The sequence below is a fragment of the Arthrobacter sp. Soil762 genome, from assembly GCF_001428335.1.
Taxonomy (GTDB): domain Bacteria; phylum Actinomycetota; class Actinomycetes; order Actinomycetales; family Micrococcaceae; genus Arthrobacter.
The window spans coordinates 1-25392 of the sequence record NZ_LMSG01000005.1 but is presented as its reverse complement, the minus strand read 5'-3'; the positions used below and the strand labels follow the sequence as shown (position 1 = coordinate 25392).

At 65.9% G+C, this 25392-nt stretch carries 20 protein-coding genes; 17 read left to right on the top strand and 3 right to left on the bottom strand.

What is annotated here, in order from left to right; genetic code table 11:
* Positions 1-127: 127 nt before the first annotated feature.
* Both murJ and ASG77_RS06345 read right to left on the bottom strand, forming a co-directional pair.
* Complete coding sequence (murJ, locus tag ASG77_RS06350; protein WP_056342706.1) at positions 128-2233, bottom strand: murein biosynthesis integral membrane protein MurJ; 2106 nt, start codon at positions 2231-2233, stop codon at positions 128-130.
* Positions 2234-2325: 92 nt separating this feature from the next.
* Entirely contained in the window at positions 2326-2826 is a 501-nt protein-coding gene (locus ASG77_RS06345) for an NUDIX hydrolase (protein WP_056342704.1), read from the bottom strand.
* A 207-nt stretch (positions 2827-3033) separates the two neighbouring features.
* On the opposite strand from ASG77_RS06345, the gene ASG77_RS06340 reads away from it, so the two are divergent.
* Complete coding sequence (locus tag ASG77_RS06340; RefSeq protein WP_056342700.1) at positions 3034-4542, top strand: CCA tRNA nucleotidyltransferase; 1509 nt, start codon at positions 3034-3036, stop codon at positions 4540-4542.
* Positions 4539-5123 carry a histidine phosphatase family protein gene (locus ASG77_RS06335; protein ID WP_056342697.1) on the top strand — a complete coding sequence of 195 codons (585 nt, stop codon included), beginning with the start codon at positions 4539-4541 and terminating at the stop codon, positions 5121-5123. The genes ASG77_RS06340 and ASG77_RS06335 overlap by 4 nt, the downstream gene beginning before the upstream one ends.
* 639 nt (positions 5124-5762) lie before the next feature.
* Here the strand turns inward: ASG77_RS06335 and ASG77_RS21695 are convergent.
* Positions 5763-5921: a hypothetical protein gene (locus ASG77_RS21695; RefSeq protein WP_156380193.1), complete on the bottom strand. Its 159-nt coding sequence runs from the start codon at positions 5919-5921 to the stop codon at positions 5763-5765.
* Positions 5922-6006: 85 nt separating this feature from the next.
* Here ASG77_RS21695 and ASG77_RS06330 point away from each other — a divergent pair, with 85 nt between their 5' ends.
* From ASG77_RS06330 to ASG77_RS06260, 15 genes are all read left to right on the top strand, one after another.
* The gene (locus ASG77_RS06330; protein WP_056342694.1) at positions 6007-7473 is read left to right on the top strand and encodes a glycosyltransferase family 87 protein; all 1467 of its coding nucleotides are present in this window, start codon (positions 6007-6009) and stop codon (positions 7471-7473) included.
* A complete protein-coding gene (locus tag ASG77_RS06325) occupies positions 7466-8905 on the top strand; it encodes a phytoene desaturase family protein (protein ID WP_056342691.1) in 1440 nt (479 codons plus the stop codon). The genes ASG77_RS06330 and ASG77_RS06325 overlap by 8 nt, the downstream gene beginning before the upstream one ends.
* 149 nt (positions 8906-9054) lie before the next feature.
* Positions 9055-11043 (top strand): penicillin-binding transpeptidase domain-containing protein, encoded by a 1989-nt coding sequence (locus tag ASG77_RS06320; RefSeq protein WP_056342688.1) that lies wholly within the window; start codon positions 9055-9057, stop codon positions 11041-11043.
* Positions 11044-11143: 100 nt separating this feature from the next.
* Positions 11144-12826: an ABC-F family ATP-binding cassette domain-containing protein gene (locus ASG77_RS06315; protein ID WP_056342685.1), complete on the top strand. Its 1683-nt coding sequence runs from the start codon at positions 11144-11146 to the stop codon at positions 12824-12826.
* 146 nt (positions 12827-12972) lie between these two features.
* Entirely contained in the window at positions 12973-13746 is a 774-nt protein-coding gene (locus tag ASG77_RS06310) for a DeoR/GlpR family DNA-binding transcription regulator (protein WP_056342682.1), read from the top strand.
* Positions 13743-14984 carry an MFS transporter gene (locus ASG77_RS06305; RefSeq protein WP_200950677.1) on the top strand — a complete coding sequence of 414 codons (1242 nt, stop codon included), beginning with the start codon at positions 13743-13745 and terminating at the stop codon, positions 14982-14984. The genes ASG77_RS06310 and ASG77_RS06305 overlap by 4 nt, the downstream gene beginning before the upstream one ends.
* Before the next feature lie 29 nt (positions 14985-15013).
* On the top strand, positions 15014-16510 hold the full coding sequence (locus tag ASG77_RS06300) for a bifunctional phosphatase PAP2/diacylglycerol kinase family protein (RefSeq protein ID WP_056342679.1): 1497 nt from the start codon (positions 15014-15016) through the stop codon (positions 16508-16510).
* 175 nt (positions 16511-16685) lie between these two features.
* Positions 16686-17648 carry an ABC transporter ATP-binding protein gene (locus tag ASG77_RS06295; protein WP_056342675.1) on the top strand — a complete coding sequence of 321 codons (963 nt, stop codon included), beginning with the start codon at positions 16686-16688 and terminating at the stop codon, positions 17646-17648.
* Positions 17649-17662: 14 nt separating this feature from the next.
* Positions 17663-18550, top strand: coding sequence for an ABC transporter permease subunit (locus ASG77_RS06290; protein WP_235564347.1), 888 nt, complete (start codon positions 17663-17665; stop codon positions 18548-18550).
* Positions 18551-18570: 20 nt separating this feature from the next.
* A complete protein-coding gene (locus ASG77_RS06285; RefSeq protein WP_056342673.1) occupies positions 18571-19935 on the top strand; it encodes a sensor histidine kinase in 1365 nt (454 codons plus the stop codon).
* Positions 19932-20624: a response regulator gene (locus tag ASG77_RS06280; RefSeq protein WP_082575869.1), complete on the top strand. Its 693-nt coding sequence runs from the start codon at positions 19932-19934 to the stop codon at positions 20622-20624. The genes ASG77_RS06285 and ASG77_RS06280 overlap by 4 nt, the downstream gene beginning before the upstream one ends.
* An 81-nt stretch (positions 20625-20705) precedes the next feature.
* On the top strand, positions 20706-21599 hold the full coding sequence (locus ASG77_RS06275) for an intradiol ring-cleavage dioxygenase (protein ID WP_056342672.1): 894 nt from the start codon (positions 20706-20708) through the stop codon (positions 21597-21599).
* A 229-nt stretch (positions 21600-21828) separates the two neighbouring features.
* A complete protein-coding gene (locus tag ASG77_RS06270) occupies positions 21829-23109 on the top strand; it encodes an IS110 family transposase (protein WP_235564345.1) in 1281 nt (426 codons plus the stop codon).
* Between the two features lie 108 nt (positions 23110-23217).
* Positions 23218-24543 carry a M18 family aminopeptidase gene (locus ASG77_RS06265; protein ID WP_056342671.1) on the top strand — a complete coding sequence of 442 codons (1326 nt, stop codon included), beginning with the start codon at positions 23218-23220 and terminating at the stop codon, positions 24541-24543.
* A gap of 521 nt (positions 24544-25064) precedes the next feature.
* The coding region (locus ASG77_RS06260; protein WP_235564343.1) for a glycosyltransferase family 2 protein at positions 25065-25392 on the top strand (328 nt) is incomplete at its 3' end.

Sequence of the window (25392 nt, the reverse complement as noted above, 5' to 3'; positions counted from 1 at the left end):
AGAAGCCGGCCAAAAGCCAGCCGGCGAGCCGGTCTGCGCTTGCCTGCAACTACCCCTGTTCACTGTCGATCCTAGCCGATCGGCTATGGCCGCCGTGGTCGACAGGCAACCAAAAACCGCGAGAAGATCACTTTTTCCGAGGCCGGCGTGGCCTGAAATGGGGGTTCTGTCCGGCCTGGCCCTGGAACGTGCGCCGGCCGGGAAGGGGAATCTCGTCGCGCAGCAGCCCGCCCCGCGCTGTGCCGGGCACGTCCTCTGCGGGAAGGTATCCCGCGGCGGTTTCAGTGCCCCCGTTAGCCACTCCTTCAATTTCCCCTTGTGCGCTGTCAGCTGGCGCCGTAGGCGCTGCCTGGCGTTCCGGTACGGGTCCTGCGCGGAAGGAGGCGGCGTCGAATTCGCCGGAAATCCGGGGAATCAGGCCGGTGTCCACCGCGACCGTGGCGCGTTCCGGCGTCGGACGTTCCGTTCCGGAAACGTCGGCACCCGCAGCCGACGACGGCGTTCCCCCGCCGCCGGACGGTCCGGTGCCGCGTCCCAGCCGTCCCAACAGGGGGCGCATGAGGTCGCGGAGTTCCTCGACGTGGAAGACCTTCAGCAGGAAGACGTAGGCAACCAGCATGATGGGTCCGACGACGATAACGGTCACCAGGGCGGCGAGCCGGTCCTTCCAGGCGAAGCCGTCGGCGCTGTAGCTGCCCATCAGCCACAGGGCCCCGGCGCCCGCGATCGCAGACCCGAGCGCCGCATAGCCCATTCGGATATACGAGTTGGCGATCCGCGGGCCGTCGAGGTGGCCCAGGAGCCGGCGCAGGAAATAGGCGCTGATGACCACCGAGAGAATATTGCCCACCATGTACAGGAGGGCGATGGCGTAGATGATCTGGCCCGCCGGCAGGAACTGGATCCCGAAGGCACCGGCCACGTAGACCACGGCAAGCTGCAGCTGGATATGGAACGGCGTGCGGGCGTCCTCATTGGCGTAGAAGACCCGCGACATCATGAAGTTGGCGCTCATGAACGGGGTGCTGAGAGCGAGGATGGTGAGCGTCTGGGCCAGCATGACGCCGTCCTGGCGCGGACCACCGGAGAAGAACATGCCCAGCGGGCCCGCCAGTGCGAACAGTGCCAGCGCGCCAAAGACGGTGGCCACCGCCATCGTGCGGAGGCCGTGCGAGAGGGCATCGCGGAGCTCGGCCCGGTTGCCATCCTGCGAAGCGCGCGTCATCCGGTTAAAGAGGACAGTGGCCAGGGAGAGCGCGATGATGGAGTGCGGCAGCAGATACAGCTGGCTGGCGACTTCCAGGACGGCGTTGCCGGGCAGCATCTCTGCCGCCGGATCCCCCGCCTCCGTCAGCCGGAGACGCTCGGCGCCGGGAATGGTGGCGATGCGCATGACGTACAGGAACGCCAACTGCCCGACGGCGGCCGTCAGGAGCGTCCACACGCTCAGCTTTGCTGCCTGGCCCAGGCCGACTCCGCGCCACCCGAACCGGGGCCGGAGGCCTAGCCGCAGGCGGATCACCGGGATCAGCAGAATGGCTGTCTGGGCCACAACGCCTACGGTCGAGAAGCCGGCCACAAGCAGGGTCTGGGTTGGCCCCCAGTTGTCCAGAGTGTGCGGATTCATGGCGTTTTCGCCGAAGATCCAGATGAACATGCCCAGGCCGCCAATGGCCACCAGGTTGTTCAGGATGGGGGCCCACATGGCCGGTCCGAACGCGCCGTTGGCATTGAGGACCTGCGTCAGCAGGGCGTAGAGGCCGTAAAAGAAAATCTGGGGCAGGCACCAGAAGGCGAACGCTACTGCCAAGGCCTTCTGCTGGGGCGAATAACCCTGCGTGGTCAACTCAATGACCCACGGAGCAGCAAGGGTGACCAGCGCGGTGAGGCCCAGCAGCAGGAGCACGGCCAGCGTCAGCAGCCGGCTGATGTAGTCCGCTCCCCTGTCCGGTGCCTTGCTCGCCTTGATGATCTGCGGCACCAGTACGGCGTTGAAGACACCACCGGCCACCAGCAGGAAGATCAGGTTGGGCAGGTTGTTGGCGTTGATAAACGTGTCGTTAACCGTAGAGCCGAGGCCCAGCGCGGCACCCAGCATCCAGGTCTTGCCGAAGCCCAGGAACCGGGATACCAGGGTGCCTGCAGCCATGATGGCGCTGGACCGGGTTTCACTCGAGGTTCCGCTCGGCGCGGCGCGGCCTGTTTTATCGGAGGGGGGATTGGTAGCTGACATCGAGTTCATCGTCTCACCCGGATGCTGTTTGTACCGCAACGGACAGGCTGTATGCCGGAGCAGGCATACATGCGGCTCCGGCGGACGCAGCCTTAGAGGTGTTCGGGCAGGACGTCCCGGGCCAGATCCGCGATGCGGCGCTCATTGGGGAACGAAAGCTTCCGTGCGAGTTCCTTGATGGGGACCCAGGCGACGTCCACGGCTTCGTGGTCCGGATCGTTTTCGATAGTGAGATCGCCGCCGGTGGCCCGCAGCAGATAGTGGTGCACGGTCTTGTGCACGCGGTGCCCGCTGACAGTGAACCAGTAGTCGATGCTGCCCAGCGGCGCCAGGATGTCGCCTTCGATGCCGGTTTCTTCGGCAATCTCGCGGACTGCGGCACGCTCGTTATCTTCTTTGCCTTCCGGATGCCCCTTGGGCAGGCACCACTCCAGCCGTCCGCCCCTGTTAATGCGGGCGATGATCGCAACCCTTAGTTCGCCGTCGGACGTGTCCACCACAACGCCGCCGGCGGAAATTTCCTCCACCGTGGGCAGCGAGGCCGGGGCCGAGTGCAAGGCAGGCGCGACGTGGGCACCAATTGCCGACGGCAACGGTGCGTTTGTCCTCCTGCCGGGAGCGCTCGGTACGGGATGGGCCATGGAGTCCACTCTAACGACTCTTGTCCGATCATGATGACCTGAACATGACATCAAAGTGGACTGCGTATGACGCACTTTGAGGGGCTGTAGGCGAATAGGCGCGATCTTGAGGAGATTTTGGCCTGCCAAGCCGCTGGTTTCTGACAAGCTTAAGTAACTATGGCGCACGCACATCACAAGATTGATTCCAACACCGTCGATTTCCAGGTGGACCCGGTGGTCCTGGAGCTCGGGCAGCGCTTTGTCGACGCCGGCCACGAGCTGTCCCTGGTGGGCGGTCCGGTACGGGATCTCTTCCTGGGACGCACCTCGCCGGACCTGGACTTCACCACGGACGCCACGCCGGGTCAGACAGTTGCCCTGATCAAGAAATGGGCGGACAACTTCTGGGAGATCGGCCGCGCGTTCGGGACGATCGGCATGCGGAAAGCCGGCTTCCAGATCGAGATCACCACTTACCGCGCCGAGGCTTACGATCCGGAGTCGCGCAAACCCGTGGTGGCATTCGGCACGTCACTCACCGACGATCTCCTGCGCCGCGACTTCACCATCAACGCCATGGCGCTGCGGCTGCCCTCCCTTGAACTTATTGATCCGTTCGGCGGCGTCCGGGACCTCAGCGCCTCTGTCCTGGCGACGCCCGGTTCACCCGAGGCCTCCTTCTCCGATGACCCCCTCCGCATGATGCGCGCTGCCCGGTTCGCATCGCAGCTGGGTATTTCCGTGCACGACGACGTGCGGCTGGCCATGACCCAGATGGCCGAGCGGATCAAGATCATCTCGGCTGAACGGGTCCGTGATGAGTTGGTCAAGCTCATCTGCGGTGCGAACCCCCGGGTCGGTGTGGACCTTCTGGTGGACACCGGCCTCGCCGAGTTTGTGCTGCCTGAGGTGTCCGCGCTCCGGCTGGAATCCGACGAGCACCACCGCCACAAGGACGTCTACCAGCACTCCCTTCAGGTTTTGGAACAGGCCGCCGCCCTGGAAACGGATGCCGACGGCGCCGTGCCGGCCCCCGATTTTGTGCTGCGGTTCGCAGCGCTGATGCACGACGTCGGCAAGCCGGCTACGCGGCGTTTCGAACCGGGCGGCGCGGTCAGCTTCCGCCACCACGACATGGTGGGGTCCAAGCTCACGGCCAAGCGGATGAAGACCCTGCGGTTCGACAACGACACCATCAAGGCCGTGGCCCGGCTGGTGGAGCTGCACATGCGTTTCTACGGCTACGGCGATGCCGGCTGGAGCGACTCGGCCGTGCGCCGCTACGTCACGGACGCCGGCCCTCTCCTGGAACGGCTGCACCGGCTGACCCGCTCGGACGTCACCACCCGCAACCAGCGGAAGGCTGAACGGCTCGCCTTCGCCTACGACGACCTGGAAGACCGGATCGCCGTACTGCGCGAGCAGGAGTCCCTGGACGCGGTCCGTCCCGACCTGGACGGCGCCAAAATCATGGCCATCCTGAACCTCAAACCCGGACCCGTGGTGGGCCGTGCCTACAAGTACCTGCTCGAGGAACGGATGGAACACGGACCGCTGCAACCAGACGACGCCGAATCGAGGCTGCTCGCCTGGTGGGCGGAGCAGCCCGAGGCGGCACCGCCGGTTCCGGAAACAGAAGAACTTCCCGCCGCCGTCGTACCTTCCCCGAACGAGGAGTCCAAATGACCAACCCGATGACCGCGCCCCGCCCCCAACTCTGGATCCTGCGCCACGGTGAGACCGAGTGGTCCAAGAGCGGGCAATACACCGGGCTCACCGACCTGCCCCTGACCGTGGAAGGCGAGCAGCAGGCCGTGGAGGCGCGCAAGGTGCTGGACCAGGTGGACTTCGACCTGGTCCTGACGTCCCCGCTGCGCCGCGCCCGGCGCACAGCCGAACTGGCAGGTTACCCTGACGCGCAGCACGAACCGCTGGCTGTGGAATGGAACTACGGCGACTACGAAGGCATCAGCTCGGACCTGATCCGCAAGGACAACCCGGACTACCTGATCTGGACCCATGGTGTGCCCAACGGCGAATCCCTGGACGAAGTGGCAGCCCGCGCCGACAAGATTGTGGCCAGCGTGCTGGAATCCGGGCTGGACAACGTGCTGATCGTGGCGCACGGGCACTTCTCCCGGATCCTCACCGCGCGCTGGCTGGAACTGCCGCCCGCCGAAGGCCGCCATTTCATCCTGGGAACCGCGAAAGTCTGCACGCTCGGCTGGGATAAGAGGACCCCGGCCATTGTCCGCTGGGGTCTCTAAAAGCGCATTCATAAACTTTCTTGAAAAACTTTGCGAATTAAGTGGCGCATTGCTCTATTCGTAGGGTAATTTTATTCCTGACCCCAGAGCGTCTTTGCCGGGGTCGCGGCGCGCGTTGTCCGGCCAGTCAGCCGAGGCGGCGGCATAACGGAAAAGGAGGTTGGGAAAATGATTACTTTGACTAGCGGATGGAAGATGACCATCACTGCGAACCCGGCCTCTGCTGCTTTTGCGCGCCGTCTTAATGGAGTGTCTGCCTCCTAACCTGCCTGCAACGGATCCCGCCCCGGCGGCGGCGTCACTTGCAATGAGGTATATCCAGGCCACTTCCTTCTCGGATGGCTCGCGCTAGTGGCTCGCCTCAGGCGACGCCTGCTGGAAGTCTCCTGTCGGCGCAGTTTCACGGCTGGTCCTCGCGGCGACGCGGCATCCCCATAGTTCGGAACTCAGCTTCTTTGTTGGGGTCTGCACGGCCGCTGCAACTGGGTCTTTCTTCGCATTTGCGAACAATTCATAACCATTGGGCTTTTACCTGCCTAAATATGCCGTTATTGCTCCGACATTAAATGGCTCTATTTGTCATGCCCAATTACACGCCGAAAGGAGGTGACCACCATGATCAAAAGAATGAAGAAAGCACTATTCTTCCTGGGGATGCCTGGCCGGGCTGGCCGGGCTGGCCGGGCTGGCCGGGCTGGCCGGGCTGGCCGGGCTGACCGGTCTGTCCGAGATGACCGACGGGAATTCAACGGGCAGCTCCTGGACCGGCAACGCGAAGACGTTTTCGTCCTGATGCACCAGCACATGCGCGGCATGAACTGAGGCGAGGTCCGGGCATGAAGTCCAGGGTCCGGCTGCGCATGTCCCGGGTAAGCTCTCAGACATGCAGGAGACGAAGCCACCGGCGCACCCACGGCGCGCCCGCTTGGTTGTTCCGAGCCGCAGCGACGTGCTGCTGAAGAACTTCACGGAACTGATCGGCGGGCCGATGGGTGCCCGGTCGGCGCCCGGCCTCGTCTCCCCCGGTGTTTTTACCGTGGAACGTGTCCTGATCATCCTGACTGCAGTGGCGGCGCTGGCCGGCCTCGCCATCAAGGGCTACTGCCGGGCCAACGGCTGGTCGAGCCCCGGCCAGTTCTATTCCACGTGCTATTCCGACTTCCCGGAATTCTTCCGCAACCGCGGCCTGGGGGATGGCACGTTCCCGGTCCTGAGCCCGGGATCTCTCTTTGAAGACCCCGTCCTGATGGGACTCATTGCCGGAGTGACTGCCTGGTTGGTCCCGGGCCAGGGCATCAGTGACGCGCGGATTCTTGGCTACTTCGACGTTAATGCCACTCTGGTTGCAGCCGTATGGATTGTCACCGTGCTGGCTACGGCCCGGATGTCACAACGGCGCCCCTGGGACGCGGCCATGGTGGCGCTGGCACCTGGCATCGTGCTGGCCGGAACCATCAACTGGGACATGTGGGCCGTGGCGTTGTTGGCGCTGGGGATGCTGTGTTTTTCGCGGGAAAGGCTGGTCCTCGCCGGCACCCTGATCGGCCTCGCCACAGCGACGAAGCCATATGCCGCCCTCATTCTCGGAGCCGTCCTCCTGCTGGCCCTGCGGACCGGGCGGATCCGCGGGTTCCTGGTCACGGCCGGGGCCAGCGCAGCCGCCTGGCTGGCCATTAACGTGCCTGTTGCGGTGGCCAACCCGTCCGGCTGGGGGTACTTCTTCAGGTTCACCGAGACGAGGGAAGCCGGCTACGGGTCCCTGTGGTTCGCCTACAACCTGGTGGCCCGGCGGCTGCGCTGGCCGGTGCTGGATCCCGCAACCATCAACTGGCTGGCGCTGGCTGTGTTCCTGCTGGCCTGCACCATGATTGCCGCGGTGGCGCTGACAGCAGCACGCCGGCCGCGGCTGGCCCAGTTGGCGGTTCTCATCGTGGGTGCTTTTGTCCTGACCAGCAAGGTCTATTCGCCGCAGCATGTCCTGTGTCTCATCCCGCTGTTGGCGCTGGCCCGGCCGCGGTGGCGGGATTTTCTCGTTTGGCAGGGCGTTGAGGGCCTGCACTGGGCAGCCGTCTGGATGTACCTGGGCCAGGTGGCCAGCCAGGGCCCGACCCAGCACAATATTGACATGCCCTACTACGTCCTGGCTGTGGCAGCACATATGCTTGCAACGGCATATTTGATGTTCCGGGTTGCATGGGACATCTACGATCCGGACTACGATCCCGTCCGCCGCCATCACCTCGATGATCCACAGGGAGGGCCGTTCGACGGACTCCCGGACTGGTTGCGGTTCAGCCCCCGCCATCCCTCGCACGCGGTGCTCCCTTGGCGGGCGAAACACCATGCCTGACGTCGCCGTCGTCGGGTCCGGACCCAACGGGCTGGCTGCAGCCGCCGTGATGGCGCGCGCCGGTCTCTCCGTCGAAGTCCACGAGGCGGCGGACACCATCGGAGGCGGTACCCGCACCGCCGAACTGATGCAGCCGGGGCACCTCCATGACATCTGCTCAGCCGTGCACCCCATGGCGCTGGCATCCCCTTTCTTCCGCGACTTCGAGCTGGCACGCCGGATAGACCTGGTGGTCCCGGAGCTTTCTTTCGGATCACCGCTCGACGGCGGACGGGCGGCCCTCGGCTACCACAGCCTCGAACGGACGGTCCAAGGCCTGGGCCGGGACGGCGACGCCTACCGCAGGCTTCTTGACCCCCTCGTTAACCGCATTGACGGAGTGATGGATCTGACGCAGCACCAGCTGCTCAGGATCCCCCGGGATCCCCTGGCAGCGGCGCTTTTCGGGCTGCGGACACTGGAGCAGGGATCGCGGCTGTGGAACACGCGGTTCAATGAGGACCTTGTGCCTGCACTGCTCAGCGGCGTGGCCGCCCATGCGGTTTCGCAGCTGCCCTCGCTGGCCTCTGCCGGTGCCGGGCTCATGCTCACCGCACTGGCTCACGCCCAGGGCTGGCCGATTCCGCTGGGCGGATCGGCCTCCATTGCGGCCGCGCTGGAGGCCGACATCCGTGCCCACGGCGGGGTGATCCATACGGGGGCGACGATTGAGAGCCTCCAACAACTCCGCGGCGCGCGTGCCACCCTGCTGGACGTGGCCCCACGGGGCCTGCTGAACATTGGAGGCGACAGCCTCCCGGCCAGGTACCGGCAAGCCCTGGAGGCGTTCCGCTATGGGAATGGTTCCTGCAAGGTGGACTTCATCCTGTCCGGACCCGTTCCGTGGGCAGCAAAGGAACTGGGGGACGCCGGAACGGTGCACGTCGGCGGCACGCGTGCTGACCTGGCCCGTGCCGAGAACGAAGTATCCGCCGGGAAACACCCGGAGCGCCCTTACGTCCTGGTGGCCCAGCCATCACGGTTCGACACGGGCCGGGCGCCGGCCGGCCGGCAGATCCTGTGGGCATACTGCCATGTGCCTGCCGGATCAACCCGCGACATGGGCGAGGCCGTCACCGCGCAGCTGGAGCGCTTCGCGCCCGGGTTCCGGGACGTGGTGGTGCAGACCCACGTGACCACGGCGGCGGAGCTGGCCAGCTACAACCGGAATTACGTGGGCGGAGACTTCAGCGCCGGCATCATGGACGTGCGCGGTCTTGTCCAGCGCCCCGTTGTCTCTAGCGTTCCGTGGCGGACACCCGTGCCCGGCGTGTATCTCTGTTCCTCCTCCACGCCGCCGGGCCCCGGCGTCACGGGCATGCCAGGGTACTTCGCCGCGAAACATGCCCTGAAGGACATGTTTGGTCTTGGGGTCCCTTCGCTCGGCCTCTGAACCCGGCCCCTAAGCCTGCGCGAACGGACACTTAAGCCCCTGACAGCGGTCCTCAAGTGTCCTTTCGCGCAAATCATTGGGGCGTCAACTGTCCGTTCGCGCGGAATGGGTGACAGCAAGCGCGTTCCAAATCGGGGCATAATAGCGCCGTGGGGAACTCAAAGAAACTGTCACTTGCCATAGCTGGACTCATTCTCGGCGCCTCCCTGGTTGCCTGCGACGACGGCAGAAGGGGTGCCGAAAGCGCGGCTAAGCAGTTTGCGTCCGCTCTTTCCACGCTCGACGTCGGCGCGGTCGCCTTTGATGGCAAGGACTCCGGGGTGGCCAAACAACAGGTCCAGGACGTTTTCAAGGCCCTGGAGCCGGACAAACCTACAGTGGCGGCCGGCGAGCTCACCTTGGACGGCGACACTGCAACCGTTCCGCTGAACTACACCTGGAAAATCGGCACCGGCGAGTGGAAATACACGGTCTCCGCAGAGTTCACGAAGTCAGGGGATAACTGGCTGGCGGTCTGGAAGCCGGCAGCCCTGGTCCCCGGACTCGCCGACAACGAAATCCTGAGCAAGGGCACCCAGTCGCCGCAACGCGCCGACATCCTGGGCGCGGGTGACGCGAAGCTCGTCACGTACCGTCCCGTGGTCAACGTGGGGATCGACAGACTGCTTCTGGGATCCGCGGACGCCGCCGCGTCAGCCACCAAACTGGCCGAACTGGTGGGTGTGGATCCCGCCGCCTATGCCCAACAGGTTGCGGCCTCCGGTGCCGAGGCGTTCGTCCGGGCCATCACTCTCCGTGATGAGGGCCGCACCGTCACGGACGCGCAGATCACGGCCATTCCCGGTGCCCGCGCCATCCCGGAAGCCCAGCCGCTGGCACCCAGCCGCACGTTCGCAAGGGCAGTCCTCGGCACCGTCGGCGAGGCCACGGCCGAGCAGATCGAGGCGTCCGACGGCGTCCTGACCGCCGGCGACGTGACTGGCATCGGCGGGCTCCAGCAGCAGTACGACGCGCAGCTCCGCGGCACCGACGCCGTGGTGATCCGTGCGCAGCGGGCCGACCTGACCCGCGAACAGATCCAGGCCGCCGGAACGGATCCCCGCAGGGTGGTCTTCGAGATGGCACCGACCCCGGGCACGCCACTGAAAACAACCCTTGATCCGAACCTCCAGTCACTTGCCGAGAGCACCCTTGCCGGTGTAGGCCCGGCGTCGGCCATCGTGGCGCTCCGCCCCTCCACGGGGGCCGTTCTCGCTGCGGCCTCAGGCCCGGGAAGCAACGGCTACAACACCGCCATGCTAGGCCAGTACGCGCCCGGGTCAACCTTCAAGATCGTCGATTCGCTTGCCATGCTCCGCAACGGCCTGACACCCGATTCGAAGGTGGAATGCACACCCACCCTTACCGTGGACGGCCGGACGTTCAAGAACGCGGAAGGTTACCCGGAAACGTCGCTGGGGTCCGTGGCACTCCGCGATGCCTTTGCCCACTCGTGCAACACGGCGTTCATCGCTGCGCGCGACACTGTCACGCAGGCCCAGCTCGAGGCTGCCGCCGTCGCCATGGGCGTGGCGGTGGAGGCCCCCGCGCTGGGCGCCGCGGCGTTCCTCGGGTCCGTTCCGGGCGAGGCTGCGGGCACCGAACATGCCGCCTCGATGATCGGCCAGGGCAAGGTGCTCCTGTCCCCGCTGGCAGCGGCCATCATGGCCGGTTCCGTGGGCAAGGGATCCCCCGTCTCACCGCAGCTGGTCCTGAACCCCGACGCCGGGGCTGCCGCGGCAGACACCTCCGGCGGGACGACCGCGGAGGGCGCGTCGCCGTCGTCGACCGTTACGCCGGAAGCGCCGGCCAGGGCGTCCGGCCAGCCCATCACTGCCGCCGAGGCCGCGGCGCTGTCCGACATGATGCGGGCTGTAGTCACGTCCGGCCACGCGGGCTTCCTGACGACAGTTCCCGGCGCGCCGGTGGGTGCCAAGACCGGTACGGCGGAGTTCGGCAAGGAGAACCCGCCCAAGACGCACGCTTGGATTGTGGCTGTCCATGGTGACCTGGCCGTGGCCGTGTTTGTCGAGGACGGCGGCCTCGGAGCCACCACGTCGGGTCCGCTGCTCAAGCAGTTCCTGACCGCCGCCGGCTAGCGCCCCCGGGTTTTTGTCCAGATAATGCGCGCAGAACTGCCTCGAAGGCAGATTATCTGGACAAAAACCCGGGTAGGGCGGGCGTGGGAAGATTGTTGGCGTGGCCCACATAGACATTTCCGGTATTGATTACTTCCTCTCCGACGGCACCCAGCTGCTCAACGGCGTGACTTTCAAGGTCCCGGATGGAACCAAAACCGCCCTGATCGGCCCCAACGGCACGGGCAAGACCACCCTCTTCCGGATCATTTCCGGCGACCTCGTACCGGACGAAGGTGTGATCGGGCGCTCCGGAAACATGGGCATCATGCGCCAGTTCGTGGGCCAGGTCCGGGACGATTCCACCGTCCGAGATCTGCTGGTATCCGCCGCTCCGCCGGCCCTGGCTGCCGCGGCCAGGGAGGTGGACGAGGCCGAGCTCGCGATGGTGGAGCACGACGACGAGCCCAGCCAGATGCGGTACGCGCAGGCCATCGTGGACTGGGGGGATGCCGGCGGTTATGACGTGGAGACTGTCTGGGACGAGGTCTGCATGGCCGCCCTGGGACTGCCCTTTGACCGCGCACAGAACCGCCCGGCGTCGAGCCTTTCCGGCGGCGAGCAGAAGCGGCTGGTGCTGGAGGCCCTGTTCGCGGGACCTGACCAACTCTTGCTCCTGGACGAACCGGACAACTACCTCGATGTGCCTGGCAAGCGCTGGCTGGAGGACAAGCTCAACGAGTCCAAAAAGACTGTCTTCTTCATCAGCCACGACCGCGAGCTGCTCAACAATGCCGCCGGCCGCATCGTGACCCTCGAGCCGGGCATCAACGGTGCCGGTGCCTGGGTGCACGGTGGCGGCTTCGGCTCCTACGTCGACGCTCGCGCAGACCGGAACGCCCGCTTCGAGGAGCTCCGCAAGCGCTGGGACGAGGAGCACGTGAAGCTCAAGGAACTCGTCAACATGTACAAGAACAAGGCCGCCTTCCGCTCCGACATGGCCAACCGCTACCAGGCCGCCCAGACGCGCCTGGCCAAGTTCCTCGAGGCCGGCCCGCCCGAAGCATTGCCGATCGAGCAGAACGTGCGCATGCGCCTGAAGGGCGGCCGGACCGCCAAGCGGGCCGTTGTGGCTGAGAAACTGGAACTGACCGGGCTGATGAAGCCGTTCTCCACTGAGGTGTGGTTCGGGGACCGCGTGGGTGTGCTCGGCTCCAACGGCTCCGGCAAGAGCCACTTCCTGCGCCTGCTCGCCACGGGCGGGACGGACCCGGAACGGGAGCACCTCCCCGTGTCCGACGTCGATATTGCCGAAGTGCCGCACGAGGGGACCGTGAAACTCGGCGCCCGTATCCGGCCCGGATTCTTCGCCCAGACCCACGTCCGGCCCGACCTCCTGGGCAAAACCCTGCTGGAGATTCTGCACCGCGGCGACGAGCACCGGTCCGGCCTGGGCCGCGAGGCAGCCGCCGGAGCTTTGGACGGTTACGGTCTGGCGTCGCAGTCGGAGCAGAAGTACGAGTCCCTCTCCGGCGGCCAGCAGGCACGGTTCCAGATCCTGCTGCTGCAGCTCTCCGGCGCCACGCTCCTGCTGCTGGATGAGCCCACGGACAACCTGGACCTGCATTCGGCCGAGGCGCTGGAAAAGGCCATCGACCACTTCGAGGGAACCGTCCTGGCAGTCACCCACGACCGCTGGTTCGCCCGCACCTTCGACCGGTTCCTGGTGTTCGGTTCCGACGGCCGCGTCTACGAATCCGCCGAGCCAGTGTGGGACGAAAAGCGGGTTGAGCGCGCCCGCTGACGCTCTCTCACTTTCTGCGGGTTTTCGGCCGACGCTCTCTCACTTTCTTGAGGAAAGTGAGAGAGCGTTCGTGATTTTCCTGCGTTTAGTGAGAGAGCGTCGGGTGGTGCCACGCGCATATGATCAAAAATTGCTATCATATGAGCATGAAGACTGAAGAGCGGCACCGCCTGATCGGGGAGCTGCTTCGCCACCAGGCCGAGGTCTCGGTGGAAGAGCTGACCCATGCGTGTGACGCATCGGGCGCCACCATCCGGCGGGACCTTGAGCTGCTCGCAACGCATGGAGTGCTGCGCAGGGTCCATGGCGGGGCCAGGAGCCTGATTGCCGGTGGCGAAAACCCCGGCTACGGCCAGCGCGAACTCGAAGACCAGGCCGTGAAGGCCAGGATCGCCGCCGCCGTGGCAGGCCTGCTGGGAGAGCGCGAACTCGTGTGGCTGGACAGCGGCACCACAGCCACGGAAATTGCCCGCGTCCTCCGTGGGCGCGAACTGACGCTGATGCCCATGTCCATGCGCTCCCTGACGACGGTCACCGACGACGACCCGCATGCCGGCCAGCGTCCTGCCCTGCTGCTTCCCGGCGGAAGCCTGGTACCCGGCGAGCTGTCGTTCCGCGGCCCGCTCGCGGAAGCCAACATCCGGTCCCTGCGCTTCGACACGGCGGTGGTCACGCCCTGCGCCCTGAACCTCAGGGACGGTCTCCTGGCCCATGATCTGGAAGACGCCGCAGTGAAGCGGGCCGGCCTCGAATCGGCGGCGCGGGTGATTGTTGCCTGCGCCGGTGCCAAATGGAATGCCACCGCAATGGCCCTGGTTGCCCCCTTGGACGCGGTGAACGTGATAGTTACGGACAAAGACCTGAGTGCGGACGAACTCGCACACCTCAACAAGCTCTCGGTGGAAGTAGTCAAAGCATGAGCATCAACACCAGCACGACGGCCGGACCGTCCCTCAGGGCAGCAGCCGCCGCCACTTTTGTCGTCTTTGGAATCAACGGCTTCGTTTTTGCCAGCTGGGCCGCCAGGATCCCCGCCGTCACTGAGACGCTGCACCTGACCTCCGGCCAGATGGGCACGCTGCTGCTGTGCATCGCCGTCGGCTCCCTGCTCGCCCTTCCGACGGCGGGACTTGTGGTGGGGAAGATCGGCACCGCCAATGCCGTGCGCGCAGGCGCTCTCCTGTCAGCCCTGGCCGGGGTGGGCATTGCCCTTTCCCTGTCGGCGGAATCGATCCCGGGCACTGCCGTTTCGCTGTTCTTCTTCGGCATTGGCGTCGGGCTGTGGGACGTTTCCCAAAATATTGAAGGAGCCGACGTCGAGCACAAGCTTCGGCGCACCATCATGCCGCAGTTCCATGCGGCCTTCAGCGGCGGGGCCTTTGTGGGGGCACTGATCGGTGCGGGCCTCTCAACACTCGGTATTGGCCTGCCGTTGCACCTCCTGGTCATCGCCGGTGTAGTAGTGGTGGTGGCCCTCGTGGCGCCCCGCTATTTCCTCCCCCACGCGGCCCAGGCCGCTCCGGTGGAGGGTGAACCGACGGCTGTGAAGGGGCCATCGGCCTGGCGTGACGGCCGCACCCTGCTGATCGGCGTTGTGGTCCTGGGTGCAACCCTCACCGAAGGCGCCGGAAACGACTGGATCGCCAAGGCCACTGTTGACGGCCTGGGCAGTTCGGAATCCACCGGTGCCCTGATGTTCGCCTTGTTTGTCCTGGCAATGACGGCGATGCGGCTCTTCGGCGGCCGCGTGATCGACATCTACGGCCGCGTCGTAGTGCTCCGGGCCAGCATGGCCGCGGCCACGGCGGGTCTGTGCCTGTTTGTGCTCGCGGGGAACATCTGGCTGGCCGGGGTTGGTGCTGCGCTGTGGGGCGTGGGCTCCGCGCTGGCCTTCCCCATGGGAATGTCAGCGGCCGCCGACGATCCGAAGCTTGCGGCCGCGAGGGTTTCGGTTGTATCCACCCTGGGGTATGTTTCCTTCCTCGCCGGCCCGCCGATGCTGGGCTACCTGGGCGACCTCACGGGAATCCACCTGGCGCTCCTCGCGATCCTCGCCCCGATCCTGGTGGCCCTCCTCCTCGCCGGCGCCGCGAGGCCCCTGCCCTCCAAATCCCAGTCCTCCGCGCCCCAGTCCTCCAAGCCCCAGTCCGCCAAGTAGGGGAACCCCACCGGCATTAGGGTGGGGAGATGTATAAAGTGTGGCGCAAGGGACCGGGCTGGATCAGCCGCTTGGACCGGCACGTTGTCCGCGGTGTGTCGTCTTTCCCGGGTGGAAACCACGATGAGTTTTTCCGGCGCCTCTCCGCCTCCGCCACCCACGGCAAGCTGTGGATCGGGGCAGCGGCGATCATGGCCGCCTTCCCCGGCAAGCCCCGCCGGGCTGCCCTGCACGGGCTGATTGCCCAAGCGGTGGCATCGGCGGTGACCAACGTGGTGTTCAAAACCCTGTTGCCGCGGGCACGGCCGCTCCCCGAGCATCTGCCGGTTTTCCGGTTCGTCCATCCGCAGCCCACCAGCTCGTCCATGCCATCGGGGCATTCGGCCTCCGCCATCGCCTTCGCGCTCGGCGCCGGGCTGGTCAAGCCGGTTGTCGGTGTGGCACTTGCGCCGGCGGCGCTGGGGGTGGCCTATTCCCGTGTCCACACGGGGGCCCACTGGCCATCGGATGTGTTCTTCGGTTCGGCGATCGGCGCAGGGGCGGCGCTGGTGACCCGGAAGTGGTGGCCCGTCCGCCCCCCGTTTCCCGGAGTATCGCGCACCGCAACCCACGCCCCGGAGCTGCCGGGCGGTGAAGGTCTCAGCATCGTGGTGAATACCCTGGGCGGCTCCTTCACGGAACAAACGGCAGGCGCACTCCAGGAAGTATTCCCCAAGGCGTATATAAAAACGGTCGAGCTGGGAGAGAGCCTGGAGGAGGCCATCCAGGCCGCCGCTTCCCACCCGCACACCCGTGCCCTGGGCGCGTGGGGCGGCGACGGTACCGTTGGCACCGCCGCCGCAGCCGCCGTCGAACATTCCCTGCCCCTGCTGGTGCTCCCGGGCGGAACGCTCAACCACTTCGCGCGGGACACGGGGACTGCCAACCTGAAGGACGCTGTGGAAGCCGCGGCCGCTGGTGAAGCCGCGCGGGCCGACGTCGGAATTGTGACCGTGGAGCGCGGGCTGGCGGGCAACCCGGAAACAGCTGACCTGGTCATGCTGAACACGGCCAGCATCGGCCTGTACCCCAATCTGGTCCGGCGCAGGGAGCAGCTGCAGCCGGCCCTCGGCAAACCGCTCGCCGGCGTGGTGGCAATGTTCCGGACCTTCGCCGCGGGAACACCCACCACCCTGACCGTGGACGGCGTCCGGCACAAACTCTGGATCGCGTACATCGGACGCGGGCGCTACTACCCCCGGGACCACGCGCCTCTGTCGCGGCCCGTGCTGGACGATGGCGTCCTGGATGTCCGCATGATTACTGCCGACGAATCCTTTGCCCGGCTCCGGCTCCTGTGGTCGGTGCTGACCGGCACGGTGGCGACCTCCCGGATCACCCATCTGCGGGAGGCTACCGAGGTCCGGATTGAGTCCGAGGGCTCCCCCCTGGCACTGGCGGTCGACGGCGAGGCACTGGCGGGCGTGCGCGGCGTCCGGATCCGGGTGGAACCGCGTGCCTTGACCTACTACTCGCCCCGCACCTAAGGCGGCCGCGCCCCCTGAGGGGGCCACTGATCATCCGTGCGGACTACCCTGATTCGACCCTGAATCATCCCTGAGACAGGCGAAATCCGGCTGTGCCGTCGGTAGCGTGAAGCGTACACACGAAAACTTCCCCGCATCCCGCAGCCACGAGGCTGCTGTTCTAAGGAACCTTTCCATGATTGAGGCAACAGGCCTGTCAAAGGTCTACGGCAGCAAAACGGCGGTTGACGGCGTCAGCTTCACCGTCAAAGCAGGGCAGGTAACGGGCTTCCTGGGCCCGAACGGTGCCGGCAAATCCACCACCATGCGCATGATCATGGGACTGGACCGGCCGACGTCGGGCACGGTCACCGTCAACGGCCTGCACTACGCCGATCACAAGGCCCCCCTGCACCAGGTGGGTGCGCTGCTGGACGCCAAAGCCGTCCACACCAGCCGCAGCGCCTACAATCACCTGCGGGCCATGGCGGCGACGCACAACATTCCCACGTCCCGGGTGCATGAAGTCATCGAAATGACCGGCCTGGAGGCAGTGGCCAGGAAAAAGGCAGGCGGCTTCTCGCTGGGCATGGGGCAGCGCCTGGGCATTGCCAACGCGCTCCTTGGCGACCCGCAGACCCTGATCCTGGACGAGCCGGTCAACGGCCTGGATCCGGAAGGTGTGTTGTGGGTCCGCAACCTGGTCCGCTACCTCGCCGGGCAGGGCAAGACGGTGTTCCTGTCCTCACACCTCATGAGCGAAATGGCCCAGACGGCAGACCACCTGATCGTGATCGGCCGCGGCAAAATCATCGCGGACGCCCCCGTGCAGGACATCATTGCGGGCACCCGTCAGGTCAAAACCCTGGTCCGAACATCCGCAGCCACCCAGCTGTCAGCCCTGCTGTCCGGCGATGGCGTGACCGTGGACCAGGGCCAGCCCGAAACCCTGGAAGTGACGGGCCTGGACGCGCGGCAGATCGCCCAGGTGGCGCTGGACAACCGGGTCCTCGTCTACGAACTCACCCCGCAGCAATCGTCTCTCGAAGACGCCTACTTCGACCTCACCAAGGACGAAGTGGAATACCACTCACACCTGACCGGTGGACCCGCCGGCGAGTTCGCCCCGGAAACCGCCCCGGCAACGGCAGGAAAGTAAGGACGATGACCACCATGACTGAAACCCAGACTTCCGGGGTCCGTTCCACCGCTGGTACCAAGGGCGTGACCTTCGCCGGTGTGCTGCGGTCTGAATGGATCAAGCTGTTCTCCCTGATGTCCACCCGCATCCTGCTGCTCCTGACCCTGGTGGCGATTATCGGCGTCGGGGCCCTCGCAGTCCTGATCCGGTTTTCCTTCCTGGACGAAATGGCCCGGCAGGCCAGGGACCAGGGCCAGACCCTGACGCCGGAAATGATGTCCCAGACCTTCCCGCCAGGATCAGGCTTTGACCTGTACAACCTGCCCAATGCAGGCCTGCAGATCGGCATCCTGGTGCTGGGCTCGCTGGCTGTCCTGTTCATCTCCTCCGAGTACGCCACTGGAATGATCCGTTCCACCATGAACGCCGTCCCGCGCCGCACACCGGCCTTTGTGGCCAAGGCGATCCTGCTCGCCGTGATCTCCTACGTCATCACCACCATCGCCGCCGTGGCCACGTTCCTGATCGCCATGCCGGTCTTCCAGGGACTGGGCCTGGACCTGGACTGGTCCACGGAGGGTGTGCTGTACAGCGTCTTCACAGGCGGCCTCTACGTTGCCGGGGTGGCCCTGATCGGCCTGTCGCTCGGCGCACTGCTGCGCAACTCCGCGGGCGGCATCACCGTGCTGGTGGGCCTGTTCTTCGTCCTGTCCATTGCGGCGAGCTTTATGACCTTCATCCCCGGTGACTTCTGGAAGTACGTGCCCCAGTACCTCCCCAGCGACGCCGGCGGACGGTTCCTGTCCATTGGCCACACCGACGGCGTCATCGATCCCTGGCAGGGCGGCCTGATATTCCTGGGCTACGTTCTGCTGTTCCTGGTACCGGCCATGATTGTGCTCAAGAAACGCGACGTCTAGGCGGACACTAGGCTCAGAGCATGAATGAAGCGGCACTCGTGAGGGACGCGCCGGCCGGACAGGCCGACGCGTCCTTTGCCGAGATCACGGCCAAGCGCCGCGGCCTGCTCCGGCGCTACCTTTACCAGCATCCCCGGGTGATGGACGGTGTGGTGGTGTTCAGCTACGCGCTGCTGGTGGCGCCGACCGTGGTGGACGCGATCATGTCCGGCGCCTGGCTGGCGGCGGCGCTCCTCTTCGTGGTCGCCGGGGCCCTGTTCTTCCGGCGCTCCCACCCCGTGGCGTTGGCTGCCTTCGTCGCAGTGATGGAAGCGGCGGTCACGCTGCTGCACCCGTGGGGCTCGAATGTCTCGGCGGGCCTGTGGTTCTCGCTGTATGCCGTGGCCGTGGTGCACACGCGCCGGTTCGCGCTGGTGGCCATGGCCGCCGCCACGGCGCCGCTGGCCCTGCTGTACCTGCTGGCCGCCGTTGGTCCCATGGAGAATTCCTTCGTCCACGATGCCGGCGGCAATCCCGGCGACTTCGACCTCCTGACGAGCATCGCCACCGGCGCCACCATCGCCCTGTCCAACGTCATCGCCACCGGGATCGGCATCTCGGTGCGGCAGCGGCGGGAGCACGAGCAGGAGATCGCCGCCTGGGCGGCGCGGACGGCCAGCCTGGCGTCCGTCAATGAACGCAACCGGATCGCCCGCGAAATGCACGACGTCGTGGCGCACTCACTGACGGTGATGGTCAGCCTCTCCGATGGCGCCGCCGTCGTGGTCCGGAAAAGCCCCGACCGCGCCGGGGAAGTGCTTGGCGAACTGTCGCGGACCGGCCGGACCGCCCTGGCGGACATGCGCCGGGTCCTGGGCGTGCTCCGGGACGACGCCGGCGGGACCGCACCACGGCAGCCGCTCGCTTCGGGCGACAACCTGGCTAGCCTCCTGGAAGGCTTCCGCACCGCTGGCCTGCCGCTGCACTACTCGCACACCGGCCCGGCGCTGCCGGATGACGCGGCCTTCCAGCTGACGGTTTACCGGATTGTGCAGGAGTCACTGACCAATGTGCTCCGGTACGGCAGGTCGCTGGGGCGTGTGGACGTGGGCATCGTCCGGGCCGGCTCCACGGTCACCATTGAAGTGCTCGACGACGGCGCGGGAGTCCCGGGTCCGGGCACCTCCGACGGCGGCGGGCCGGGTTCAGGGCTCCCAGGCTCCGGCGTCGGGCCCGGTTCCGGCCAGGGGCTCGCGGGCATGGCCGAACGGGCGCGCATCTACGCAGGCACCGTGGTGGCCGGGCGGCGCGGCCGCGGCTGGCGCGTGTGTGCCGTCCTGACCTGGCCGGCCGACGAGCCCGCGGAAACCCCACAAGCGTCCATCCTGACTGCAAGGCACACGTGACTGAAACCCAACCCATAACCGTCCTGCTGGTGGATGACCAGCCGCTGCTGAGGATGGGGTTCCGCCTCATCCTCGAGGGCGAGGAAGACCTGCATATTGTTGGCGAGGCCTCCGACGGTGCCGAGGCGGTCCGGCTGGTCCGGGACCTCAAACCCGACGTGGTGCTGATGGATGTCCGGATGCCCGTGCTGGACGGTATCGAGGCCACCCGCGCCATCACCGCCACCGGATCCTGTGCCCGGATCATCATCCTCACCACTTTCGATGTGGACGAGTATGCGTTCGCCGGGCTCCAGGCAGGCGCGTCCGCGTTCCTTCTCAAGGACGTGGCGCCGTCGGATCTGGTCAATGCCGTCCGTGTGGTGGCCAGCGGGGATGCCGTGGTGGCCCCGCGTGTTACGCAGCGGCTGCTGGAGACCTATGTCCGCGGTGCAGCCGTGCCGGCCCCCTCCGCCGCGCCGCGGGATTCGCTGCTCGAAGACCTGACGCCGCGCGAAACAGAAATGCTCGAAGCCATGGCGGAGGGCCTCTCCAATGCCGAGATCGCGCACCGGTATTTCCTCTCCGAAGCAACGGTGAAGACCCACGTCCGCCGCATCCTGACCAAGCTTCACCTGCGCGACCGGGTCCAGGCAGTGGTGTACGCCTACGAGACCGGCCTGGTGGTCCCGAGCAATCCTGATTACTGACGCTGGCGCGGACGACTGACGCACAGGTTCCGCACAGGAAGGGCCTATGCAGGGGAAAGGCGGGACGCGTTGGATGGAGCCATGAGCAACCACCTTCCCCACCCCAACCACGACCGCGGCCTTGAGTTTGATCTGTCCACCATGATCAGCCGCCGTTCCCTCGGAATGTTCCTCGGCGCCGGCGGTGCGGCAGCGGCGCTGGCAGCGTGCACTCCCGGCGGGTCAGGCACCACAGCCGGGACGTCGACGTCGGCCGCCACTGAGAGTGCCACGGCCACCGCAAGCGCGGCCACTACGACGGCGACACCCACCGCCAGCCCCACGCTTACCCGGGCGATCGCCGAGTGCGGTGTGGAGATCCCCGAGGAGACAGCAGGTCCTTACCCCGGTGACGGCTCGAACGGCCCCAACGTCCTGGCAGCCTCCGGGGTGGTGCGGCAGGACATCACCTCAAGCTTCGGAACCGGGTCTGCTTCGGCTGAAGGCGTGCCGCTGACGTTCACCCTGACCCTGCTGGACAACGCCAACGGCTGCGTCCCGCTGGCCGGTGCGGCCGTGTACGCCTGGCACTGCGACCGGGACGGCAGGTACTCCATGTACGATTCCGGACTGGCAAACGAAAACTACCTCCGCGGCGTCCAGGAAGCGGACGCCAACGGCCAGGTCACCTTCACCTCCATCTTCCCCGGAGCCTATTCCGGCCGCTGGCCGCACATCCACTTCGAGGTGTTCGAGTCCATGAGCAACGCCACGGCCGCCGGACAGGTGCTGGCGGTATCGCAGATCGCCCTGACCAAGGCCGCCTGCGACGACGTCTACGCCACTGCCGGCTACGAAGCCAGCATCGCGAACATGAAGCGGACCACGCTGCAGTCGGACAACGTCTTCAGGAATGACGGCGGCATCTACCAGCTGGCCACCATGACCGGATCGGCCGCGGCCGGCTACACCGCGGGGCTCAACGTGACCATCTAGCCTTTGTGTCCCTTGCGGGACGCCCGTTCCGGGCTGAAAATGGTGCCGTGGCCGCCTGTCAACGCCGTGCCTCTATGGTTCCAGTAGGCCGTCATCTAGCCGGGCGTTGGGGGTCACGTTCTGGGCCCTTCACTGTTTCTTTTGCTGAGAACGCGGATTAGATTCCCATTTTTCCCGGTGATCCCCATGGGCGGCCGCGTCGATCATCGACAGGTTCGCACGTGAGGAGATGAACAGGATCATGCTTGCCGAATCCCAGGATGAGGAACAGATCATTGCCAGGGTCGCCGCGATCGATATTGGCAAGGCTGAACTCGTCTGTTGTGTCCGGGTCACTGCGGAAGGGAACTCGAAGAAGCGGTGGCAGGAGGTGTCCACGCATTCGACGATGAGCCGGTCACTGGCGGAGCTGGCCAACCATCTGGTGGACCTGCGGATCGAGCGGGTGGTGATGGAGGCGACCTCCGATTACTGGAAACCGGTGTTCTACCTTCTCGAGGCGCACGGGCTCGAACCGTGGCTGGTCAACGCCCGCGACGTGAAGCACCTGCCGGGGCGGCCCAAGACAGACGTTCTCGACTCGGTGTGGCTGTGCAAGGTCGCCGAGCGGCAGATGCTCCGGCCCAGTTTTGTCCCGCCTGCCCCGATCCGCCGGCTGCGGGACCTGACCCGCTACCGGATCGATCTGGTCGGGACCCGGACTGCGGAGAAGAACCGCGTCGAGAAGCTTCTTGAGGACGCGTGCATCAAGCTCTCTGTCGTGGCCTCAGACATTTTCGGGGTGTCCGGCCGGGAGATGATGGCAGCGCTCATAGACGGCGAACGGAACCCGAAAGTCCTCGCGCAGCTGGCGCGGTCAAGCATGCGCAGGAAGATCGGCGAACTCGAGGAGGCGTTCACTGGCCTCTTCGATGACCACCACGCCTTCCTGCTGGCCCGGATGCTGGCCAGGATCGACGGCATTGATGCTGATATCGCTGCGGTCGATGAACAGATCGAGGCGCAGCTTGCCCCTTTCGCCGCGGCGGCGGAGCGCCTGGATGAGATCCCGGGCATCGGCCCCGTTGCCGCCGCGATCATTCTGGCCGAAATCGGGGTCGACATGTCACGGTTCCCGACCGCTGGACACCTATGTTCCTGGGCGAAGTTCTCCCCGGGCATCAACTCCTCCGCCGGGAAGACCAAGGGCAGCGGCTCGACCGGGCACGGCAACCGCTATCTCGCCCGGATCCTGGGCGAAGCCGCCGTCGGTGCCGGCAGAACCGCTACATTCCTCGGCGAACGCTCCCGAAGGATAGCCCGAAGACGCGGCAAGAAACGCGCCATCGTCGCCATCGGACGTTCCATCCTGGTCATCATCTGGCACCTCCTCAAGGATCCGGATACACGTTTCCATGACCTCGGCGCCGACCACTTCAGCCGCCGCACCAACCCGGACACCAGCAAACGTAACCACGTCCGCCAACTCGAAGCCCTCGGTTACACCGTCACACTGACCCCCGCAGCCTGACACCCACCCATATCGATAGCGCCGACCAACCGCCCGAAAATGGACGGGCACATTCCTACGCGCCGGCCGCCCTCAGTGCCCCTCCATTTTCGGATTAGACTCGGAACCATGCCTTCACGCACCAGTGCCGCCGCCTCCAGCGCCGTTGACCACATCCAGGACCTGGGCGCGTACGTCAGCGCATCGCCGTCGAGCTTCCACGCCGTCCACGAGGCCGCCCGTCGGCTGGATAAAGCCGGGTTCACCGGCCTGGACGAGCGTGAGTCCTGGGCCGGAGGGGCTGGATCGTTCTACCTGGTCCGCGACGGCGCGCTGATCGCCTGGGTGGTCCCGGAAAATGCCGGACCCACCACCGGGTTCAACATCCTCGGCGCGCACACGGACTCCCCGTCCTTCAAGCTCAAGCCCAAGCCCACCACGGGAGCGTTCGGCTGGCTGCAGGCCGGCGTGGAGGTCTACGGCGGGCCGCTGCTCAACTCCTGGCTGGACCGCGAACTTCGGCTGGCGGGCCGGCTTGTCCTGCTGGACGGCACCGAGCACCTCACCGCCACAGGGCCCTTGCTCCGCTTCCCGCAGCTGGCCGTCCACCTTGACCGTGCCGTAAACGACGGCCTCACGCTGGACAAGCAGCGGCACATGAACCCGGTGTGGGGCCTGGGGAATCCCGCCGATTTTGACCTGCTGGCGGTTTTGGCATCGCATGTGCCCGGCGCGTCCGTTGATCCTGCGCGGATTGGCGGGTACGACGTCGTTATTGCAGACACGCAGGCACCTGCGGTTTTCGGGGCCAACGGTGAGTTCTTCGCCTCCGGGCGCCTGGACAACCTTTCCGCGACGCATGCCGGACTGGCGGCGCTGATCGCTCATTCTTCTGCTGCGTCTGGCGGCGCGGCCGGTGGGCCGATCGCCATCCTTGCGGCGTTCGACCACGAGGAAATCGGCTCCAACTCCCGATCCGGCGCGTGCGGGCCCATCCTCGAAGACGTGCTGGTGCGGGTCTCCGACGGCCTCGGCGCCACGGTGAGCCAGCGGCGGCAGGCGCTGGCGGCGTCGTTCTGCGTTTCCGCGGACGCCGGCCACGCCGTCCACCCGAACTACCCGGAACGGCACGATCCGGCCAACCACCCGGTCCTGAACGGCGGCCCGCTGCTGAAGATCAACGCCAACCAGCGGTACGCGACCGACGCGCCGGGCGCGGCTTTCTGGGCCAGGCTGTGCGGGGAGGCGAAGGTGCCCTACCAGGAATTTGTGTCCAACAACGTGATGCCCTGCGGCTCCACCATTGGCCCGCTGACCGCCACGCGCATGGGGATCCGGACGGTCGACGTCGGCGTGCCCCTGCTCTCAATGCACTCCGCACGTGAGCTCTGCGGCGTGGCGGACCCGCACCGGCTGGCAACGGTCACGGAGCTTTTCTTCCAGACTGCGATGTAGGCAGGTTTCCAGGTTGCCGGCTTCAGCGCCGTCCGCCAGACGGCAACGGCCCGGGCTGCACTCATAGTCCACGTGGCCGTGCCGCTGGGTCCTGCTGTGGCCTGTACGTGGCCGGCCAATTCGGCTATCTGACCCAAAGACGGGATTGTCGATGGAGGCAGTTTGCTCCACCTGGAAATCGTCAACCTGAAGTCCCTTATGCGCGCTAGCCCACATACAGCGGTCAAGTCCCTAAAATGTGGGCGGAATGAGAACCCCTATACCTAATATTCGGACCGGCTGCCAAACCCCTGTACTTGGGTAGGAACCGTATATCCGACGCTCAAAAGTGAGTACCTGCCACTGGTGACAGGCGCCTGAGGCCAGCCATAGGCTCATCTTCACGGCCAGAGTCGAAGGCTAAATGAGAGCTGGGGCCAGAGACCAGACCCATGACCGGATAAAGCGATAAATCTGCGCCCGACTTCTGAGTCGAGTGCGGAGTTGACTAAATCCGCAAGCGTCATGAAGTGGTGAGGTATTTGTCTATTTCAACCCAGCTCCCAATAACATTCCCGATGCTGGCCTTCGAAGCTCCGAGGGCGTCAGTCAGTGTCGTCATTCCCACCCTGAACGAGGCGAGGAATATCCCGTGGGTTCTTCGCCGGATTCCCTCGTATGTGGACGAGGTTGTCATCGTGGACGGCCGTTCCACGGACAATACGGTGGGAGTAGCCCGCGCTATCCGTGACAACCTTGTCATTGTCGATGAGCAGCGCAAGGGTAAGGGCGTGGCCCTCCGTTCGGGTTTTGCCGCAGCCTCAGGGGACATCATTGTCATGCTGGACGCGGATGGCAGCATGGATCCCC